The sequence below is a fragment of the Aeromonas sp. A35_P genome, from assembly GCF_002259925.1.
Lineage (GTDB): Bacteria > Pseudomonadota > Gammaproteobacteria > Enterobacterales > Aeromonadaceae > Aeromonas > Aeromonas dhakensis.
This window is the reverse complement of record NZ_NEVB01000195.1, coordinates 22,870-29,890: the sequence shown is the minus strand read 5'-3', so window position 1 is coordinate 29,890 and position 7,021 is coordinate 22,870. Positions and strand designations below refer to the sequence as shown.

5 protein-coding genes, 3 tRNA genes and 1 pseudogene are annotated in these 7,021 nt (G+C 59.4%); 1 reads left to right on the top strand and 8 read right to left on the bottom strand.

The annotated features are described in order from the left end of the window. Positions 1 to 55 precede the first annotated feature (55 nt). From CAK78_RS13330 to CAK78_RS13315, 4 genes are all read right to left on the bottom strand, one after another. Positions 56 to 328, bottom strand: a complete 273-nt coding sequence (locus CAK78_RS13330) for a hypothetical protein (protein ID WP_094697582.1) — start codon at positions 326 to 328, stop codon at positions 56 to 58. Between the two features lie 134 nt (positions 329 to 462). Further along, positions 463 to 547: transfer RNA gene (locus tag CAK78_RS13325), tRNA-Tyr, on the bottom strand. 31 nt (positions 548 to 578) lie between these two features. Next, positions 579 to 663, bottom strand: a tRNA-Tyr gene (locus tag CAK78_RS13320). A gap of 31 nt (positions 664 to 694) precedes the next feature. Next, positions 695 to 779 (bottom strand) — tRNA-Tyr (locus CAK78_RS13315). Between the two features lie 335 nt (positions 780 to 1,114). Here CAK78_RS13315 and CAK78_RS13310 point away from each other — a divergent pair. Further along, the gene (locus CAK78_RS13310; RefSeq protein WP_176452788.1) at positions 1,115 to 2,347 is read left to right on the top strand and encodes a cysteine desulfurase-like protein; all 1,233 of its coding nucleotides are present in this window, start codon (positions 1,115 to 1,117) and stop codon (positions 2,345 to 2,347) included. A 46-nt stretch (positions 2,348 to 2,393) separates the two neighbouring features. On the opposite strand, the gene CAK78_RS13305 is transcribed toward CAK78_RS13310, so the two are convergent. The 4 genes and pseudogenes from CAK78_RS13305 to CAK78_RS13290 all read right to left on the bottom strand — a co-directional run bounded on the left by CAK78_RS13305 (position 2,394) and on the right by CAK78_RS13290 (position 6,976). Next, entirely contained in the window at positions 2,394 to 3,455 is a 1,062-nt protein-coding gene (locus CAK78_RS13305) for a protein-glutamate methylesterase/protein-glutamine glutaminase (protein ID WP_010634881.1), read from the bottom strand. A 9-nt stretch (positions 3,456 to 3,464) separates the two neighbouring features. Beyond that, the gene (gene cheD / locus CAK78_RS13300) at positions 3,465 to 3,935 is read right to left on the bottom strand and encodes a chemoreceptor glutamine deamidase CheD (protein WP_005303792.1); all 471 of its coding nucleotides are present in this window, start codon (positions 3,933 to 3,935) and stop codon (positions 3,465 to 3,467) included. A gap of 10 nt (positions 3,936 to 3,945) precedes the next feature. Next, a complete protein-coding gene (locus CAK78_RS13295) occupies positions 3,946 to 4,749 on the bottom strand; it encodes a CheR family methyltransferase (RefSeq protein ID WP_010634880.1) in 804 nt (267 codons plus the stop codon). A gap of 56 nt (positions 4,750 to 4,805) precedes the next feature. Continuing rightward, a pseudogene (locus CAK78_RS13290) lies at positions 4,806 to 6,976 on the bottom strand (methyl-accepting chemotaxis protein). Positions 6,977 to 7,021 lie beyond the last annotated feature (45 nt).

The window sequence follows — 7,021 nt, the reverse complement described above, 5'->3', positions numbered from 1 at the left end:
AATAAACACCGATATTGAATTCATTTCAGCATGTAACGGTTTCGCTGACTGATTATCAGCGGATAACGACCTCAAGCGGCTGCAATGGGGTTTTGCGTTGTTCTGGCTCAATGGCCTGTGCCAGCCAGTCCCAGTCGAGCAGGGGGGTGTCTGTTTTGAAACGCTGATAGGCGAGGCCCTTGTCGACCGTCAGGAACAGGGTGGTCGGCAGGCCGATGCGGTTGATATAACGCACCATCACCTCACCCCGGTAGCTGGTCAGCCGTTGCTGCAATTGCTGCAGGTTCAATCCTTTCGCCTGCCCTGCTTCATCCCAGATCTCAAACATTGTCATGTCCTTGAACGATATGGCAATACTGTTTCCAAAAGCGGGCCCACAGGCAATTGTCAGATCTGACAGTGTCAAATGGATAGATGCGTGAAAAGCGAAAACCCGGCACTAGGCCGGGTTTTCTTGAATGATGGTGGAGGGAGAAGGATTCGAACCTTCGAAGGCAGAGCCGTCAGATTTACAGTCTGATCCCTTTGGCCGCTCGGGAACCCCTCCACAGGGGTACTACACAAATTGTTCAGGAAGATGGTGGAGGGAGAAGGATTCGAACCTTCGAAGGCAGAGCCGTCAGATTTACAGTCTGATCCCTTTGGCCGCTCGGGAACCCCTCCACGGGGTATTTTCCTGATTGTTGCACTTGAATGGTGGAGGGAGAAGGATTCGAACCTTCGAAGGCAGAGCCGTCAGATTTACAGTCTGATCCCTTTGGCCGCTCGGGAACCCCTCCCCAAGTGCGAGGCGCATACTATCAGATCTTCGCTCTTTGTGAACCCCTTGCGGGCATATCTGGCGACAAAAAAGTATCATTCGGTCATTTTTTGATATTTGTCGCTCATTTTTCACGCTTATCAACGACTTCCCTGCTGCTGCCGAGCATTGATCACGATGGTGGCGAGGCGAGGTGTCGCACCAGCCGGTTGCCATCAGGCAGCGTTTTATACTGAAAAATTCACCTTATTTTGTAAGTGTGATGGCTGACCGCTTCGCTGATGGACATTGCTGCTGCCGCATTTTACTCTCGCCATGTTATTCAACTGTTAACATGGATTGTGGACTTCTCCTATGCAGGCTCTCGATATCGCCGTGTTGCGCGGCCAGTTCCCCGCTCTCAATCAGCTGGTTGAAGGCAAAACCCCCGTTTTTTTTGACGGCCCCGGCGGGGCCCAGGTGCCACACGCCGTGCTCACGGCCATGACAGATTACCTCGGCCGCTTCAACGCCAATCTGGGCGGCCCCTTTTTCTCGGCCAGGGCGACCGAGCAGCAGGCCTTGCGGGCCAGGCTGGCGGTGGCGGCCTTGCTGGGGGCGGAGCGGGCTGAAGAGATAGTGTTCGGTGCCAACTTCACCACCCTGACCTTTGCGCTGAGTCGTTCGCTGGCCAGGGAGTGGCAGGCGGGGGACGAGATCATCGTCAGCGCGCTCGATCACTACTCTAACGTCTCCAGCTGGCAGCAAGCGGCAGCGGATCGTGGCGTGGTAGTGCATCAGGCAAGAGTAGATGTGACGACCGGGGGGTTGGACTATGCGCATCTGTTCAGCCTGCTAGGACCCAGAACCCGGTTGGTGGCGGTAACCGCGGCCTCCAACACCACGGGCACTCTGGTCGATATTCCGCGTATCGCCGATGCGGTGCACGGGGTGGGTGCCCTGCTCTACGTAGATGCGGTGCACTTTGCGCCCCACGAGCGCATCGACGTGCAGGCCTGGGATTGCGACTTCCTCGGTTGCTCCGCTTACAAGTTTTTCGGCCCGCACCTTGGCATCCTCTTCGGCAAGCATCGCCACCTGGCGTATTTCACCCCCTACAAGGTCGAGCCGGCCAAAAATGTGGCGCCCTACAAATGGGAAACCGGTACCCAGAGCTGGGAGGCGCTGGCCGGAGTAGAAGCGACCGTAGAGTATCTGGCCTCCCTGTCCGGGCTGGACGGCGCCGAGCACGAGCTGGAAGCTCGCCTCGATCTGGCGTTTTCCCGCAGCCAGGCCCATGAGCGGCAGCTCAGCGAGCATCTGCTGGCCAGGCTGGCCGAGCGCCCCTGGTTCACCCTGCACGGCATTCAGGGCAGCAAGGGGCGCACTCCTACCTTCGCCCTCACTTCAAGCCGTCATAGCCCGGCCGAGATGGCCGAGTTTCTGGGGCAACATCAGGTCTGCAGTTGGGCCGGCCACTTCTATGCGCTGGCGCTGGTGGAGCAGTTGGGGGTGAGCGACGGTGTACTGCGAATAGGCTGCATGCACTACAACACCTCGGCGGAGATTGATCGCCTGTTCGCTCTGCTCGACGACATGCCGCATTGAAACAACACAGCCCGGTCAGACCGGGCTGTGTCACCTCATCTGTCTGCTAGCGGCCCACGATGGCGTGATGGATATCCTGCAGCGGCAGGACATGGCGGGCGGCGCCGAGCTTGATGGCCTCCTTGGGCATGCCGAAGACCACGCAGGAGGCCTCATCCTGGGCAAAGGTGTTGGCACCAGCCTCCAGCATCTCGCGCAGCCCGCGCGCACCGTCATCTCCCATCCCGGTCATGATGATGCCGGTGGCATTGCTGCCGGCAAACTTGGCCACCGAGCGAAACAGCACGTCCACCGAAGGACGGTGGCGGTTGATGAGGGGGCCATCCATCACGTCGACGTGATAGTAGGCGCCGCTGCGCTTGAGCAGCATGTGCTTGCCGCCGGGGGCGATGAGCGCGAGCCCGGGGATCACCCGATCATTGCTCCTAGCCTCCCGCACCTCTATCTGGCACAGGTTGTTGAGCCGCTCGGCAAAGGAGGCGGTGAACTTCTCCGGCATGTGCTGCACGATGACGATGCCCGGGCAGACCCGGGGCAGGGTGGTCAGCACGGCCTCCAGTGCCTGGGTGCCGCCGGTGGAGGTGCCGATAGCCACGATCCGCTCCGTAGTCTGGGCCATGGCATGCTGGCTGGCTGGCGCCATGATGGCATCGGCATTGAGCTTGGGGGCGACCGTGGTGGACTGGGTTCTGACTTGGCGTCTGACATTGGCCTGGGCGGCGGCGCGCACCGCCATGGCCAGCTCTTGCGCCGACTCTTGCAGGAAGCTTTTCAGACCGACCGTGGGCTTGGTGATGATGTCCACGGCACCGGCGGCCATCGCCTGCAGCGTGGTTTCCGCCCCCTTCTCGGTCAGGGAGGAGCAGATCACCACTGGGGTGGGGTGCTCGGCCATGATCTTGGTGAGGAAGGTGATGCCATCCATGCGTGGCATCTCCACGTCCAGCACGATCACGTCTGGCCACTCCTTCTTCAATTTTTCTTGTGCAAATAGCGGGTCGGAGGCGGTGGCAATCACCTTGATATCGGGCTCCTGCTCGAGAATGGCTTGCAACACCTGCCTCACCACGGCGGAATCATCCACCAGCATGACTCTTATCTGTTTCATTCCGTCCCCTTAGCGGTGTGGCAAGCGATGATGACGCACCCAGACATTGCCGTTGGCCAGCTCGAAAATCAGGCTTCTGTGTCCCGCATGGCCAAGATGGTGGGCCTTGATGGTCAGGCCCAGGTGCTGGGTCAGCTGCCAGGCCGCCTTGATGTTCTTGATGGCCACATTCATGGTGTTGAGCGTTTGCTGTTCTATAAACATGTTGCCGCCGCCAAACAGCTTGACCTCGTATTCGTGGATGGGGGCGGGATGCTTGCCTATCTCATGGATAAACAGCTGGATTGCCTCATCGGCATAACGACCGTCCAGACTCGGTGCGCTGTGGCCGCGGCTGGGCAGCATGTAATGGCACATGCCACCTCGCTTCTGCTCCGGATGCCACATGGTAATGGCCACGCAGGAGCCAAGATGGGTGCGGATGATGGCGTCATCCTGCCCAAAGAAGAACTCGCCCGGTTGCAGCATGACCTCTTTCATACTGAAAAGCTCAAGGTTTCAAATAGATGGAAGGTGATACCAGTTGCAGGCCGTGGGGCAGGCCGTTCAGGCTCTCGGCGTGACTGACGATGAGATAGCCCCCTTTTCTCAGGCGCGGCACCAGCCGCTGCAGCACCTGTCCCTTGGTTTCCCGGTTGAAATAGATCATCACGTTGCGGATCAGGATGACATCGAACAGCCCGATGTCAGGCAACTCCTGATTCAGGTTGATATGGTAAAACTGCACTTTCTCGCGCAGCTTGCGATCGATGATGAAGGTGCCCTCCTGAAAGCCGACCCCCTTCAGGCAGTACTTCATCAACAATGGCAGCGGGATGTTGTGGGCCCGTTCGATTGGATAGAGCCCCGTTCTCGCCTGTTCCAGCACCCGGGTCGAGATATCCGAGGCGATCACTTCCCAGTTACCCAGCTCCAGATGGTCGGCCAGGGTCATGGCCAGGCTGTAGGGCTCTTCCCCGGAAGAGCTGGCCGCGCTCCAGATCCGAACCATCCGCTCTTTTGGCAACTGGCGCAGCACCTTGGTACCGAGAAATTCAAAGTGCTTGGGTTCGCGAAAAAAGTAGGTCTCGTTGGTGGTGAGCAGGTCGAGCGCTATCTGCAGTTCACTGCCGCGGTTGTGCATGATCAGGCTGAAATAGTCGCCGTAGCTCTCCAGCTCATAGTAACAGAGGCGCTTTGACAATCGGCTGGCGACCAGGGCCTTCTTGGCCGGCGACAGATCGATCCCCGCCGTCTGGTGGATCCAGCGTTGAAACTGCGCAAATTCATCATCATGCAACTGGGTCTGATACACGGAAGGACTCCCGAAACAAACGGGATACGGGTGAGCTCCACTCACCCGCATCCGGGTTAGAAGCGAACAAAGTCACCGTCATTATGGGGCCGGGGCAGGTTGCCATTACCCTCTGCGGCACTGTTCTCGAGCATGAAGCGGCCACGGGGGCCGGTACGGGTGGCTGCCACCTTCTGGCCGGCATTGAGCTTGTGCCGCTCCAGGGTGAAGAACTCCATCGCCAGTTGCAGCTGTTCGGCCTGGCTGCTCATCTCCTCGGCAGTGGCGGCCAGCTCTTCGCTGCAGGATGCGTTCTGCTGGGTCACCTGGCTCAACTGGTTCATGGCGATGTTGATCTGGCTGACGCCGGTTGACTGCTCGGCGGAGGCGGCGCTGATCTCCTGTACCAGATCCGAGGTCTTGTTGATGGAGGGCACCATCTGATCGAGCAGACGTCCCGCTTTCTCAGCCATGTCGACGCTGCTTGATGCCAGCTCGCCAATCTCCTGGGCCGCTACCTGGCTGCGCTCCGCCAGTTTGCGTACCTCGGCAGCCACCACGGCGAAACCCTTGCCGTGATCGCCTGCCCGGGCTGCCTCGATGGCGGCGTTGAGGGCCAGCAGATTGGTCTGGTAGGCGATGTCATCTATGATGCCGATGCGCTTGGCAATCTGCTTCATGGCATCGACCGTGAGCTTGACCGCCTCGCCGCCTTCTACCGCCTCCTTGGCCGCCTTGCTGGCCATGCCATCGGTAACCTGGGCATTGTCGGTGTTCTGGTTGATGCTGGCGCTCATCTGCTCGATGGAGGCGCTGGTCTCCTCCATGCTGGAAGCCTGTTCGCTGCTGGACTGGCTGATGGACTGGGCGGTGGCGCTGACCTGCTCGGCAGCGCTGGAGAGGTTGTCGGATGCCCCAGCACCTCGGTGACAATGTTGGTGAGCGAGACTATGGTCTGGTTGAGGGAGTCCTTGGTCGTGCCGAATACGCCGGGATAATCTGCCTCTATGTGCTGGGTCAGATCCCCGCGCGCCAGTGATTGAACCACCCTGATCACATCGTTGAGACTGGTGTCGATCACCTCGGCGATACGATTTATCCCCTCCCCAAGGTTCTGGAAGAAGCCGCTCTTGCCGGTGAGGTCCATGCGGCGGTGTAGTTCGCCATTGATGACGGACTGGACGATTTCCGACATCTCCCGCTCGATGGCGACCTCTTTGGTGCGATCCGACCATTCGACCACGGAGCCCAGCCGCTCGCCATCGTCGCCGAATACCGGGTTGGCGATGAGGGCGAAAGTGCGTCCCCCCAGCATGATCTGGGTACGATAGGTGTTGTTCAGCTTGGCCAGCATGCTGCGTTGATGGCCTGGATTCTTGTGAAAGCTGTCGATGTTGGCCCCCATCAGGTTGGCCGAGCTGAAGTGGTGCAGTTCCTTGCGGATGTCGGTTTCGGCCTGGCCCAGCATTTCTCTGACCGCTTCGTTCATGTAGATGATGTTGAGGTCGGTATCGGCGATCATCACGTTGGTGCTGGCCCCGTCGAGCGCCTTCTTGACTCGCAGACTTTCGGCGGCCGCCTGCTTGGCGGCGGCATTGGCGGCTTTCACTTCATTCTCGATGGCGATCTCCTTGGTTCGGTCGGCCCACTCCACCACGGAGCCCAGCCGCTCGCCACCGTCATTGAAAACGGGGTTGGCGATCAGGGAGAAGGTGCGGCCTCCGACCGTGATTTGGGTGCGGTAGGTCTTGTCCAGCTTGGCCAGCATGTTGCGCTGGTGGGAGGGTTCCTTGTGGAAAGTATCGATGTTCTTGCCCATCAGATGCCTGACGTCGAAGCTCGGCAGATCCTTGCGAATATCCGACTCTGCCAGTCCCAGCATGGCCAGCACGGCTTCATTCATGTAGACGATGTTCAAATTGGTATCGGCGATCATCACATTGGTCGAGGCACCATCCAGCGCCTTGCGCACTCGCAGGTTTTCTTCGTAGAGCGCCTGGTTGGCCTCGCGAGCGGCGAGCGCACTGCCAAGGCGCTCCCCCAGCAGCCCCAGTACGGCATTGAACTCCTGGCAGAGCTCCTTGAGAGGGCCGGTGAGCGTGTCCAGCTCTAGCTGGGCGGACTGTTTGCCTTGCTGGATCCCCTGAGCCAGGGTGCGGGTTGCACCAGTCAACTGGCGCAGTTGTTCCTGCAGCAAGGCATGAGCATTGCCGTTGCCAAACAGATTGCCAAAGAGTGATTGAGTCATGGGCCTTATCCTTGTGCGACATGTCATTGCTGTGTGGTGGAGCGA

Coding starts and splice junctions, on each gene's coding strand:
- CAK78_RS13330 (WP_094697582.1), bottom strand. CDS start 328: ATGTTTGAGATCTGGGATGAAGCAGGGCAGGCGAAAGGATTGAACCTG.
- CAK78_RS13310 (WP_176452788.1), top strand. CDS start 1,115: ATGCAGGCTCTCGATATCGCCGTGTTGCGCGGCCAGTTCCCCGCTCTC.
- CAK78_RS13305 (WP_010634881.1), bottom strand. CDS start 3,455: ATGAAACAGATAAGAGTCATGCTGGTGGATGATTCCGCCGTGGTGAGG.
- cheD (WP_005303792.1), bottom strand. CDS start 3,935: ATGAAAGAGGTCATGCTGCAACCGGGCGAGTTCTTCTTTGGGCAGGAT.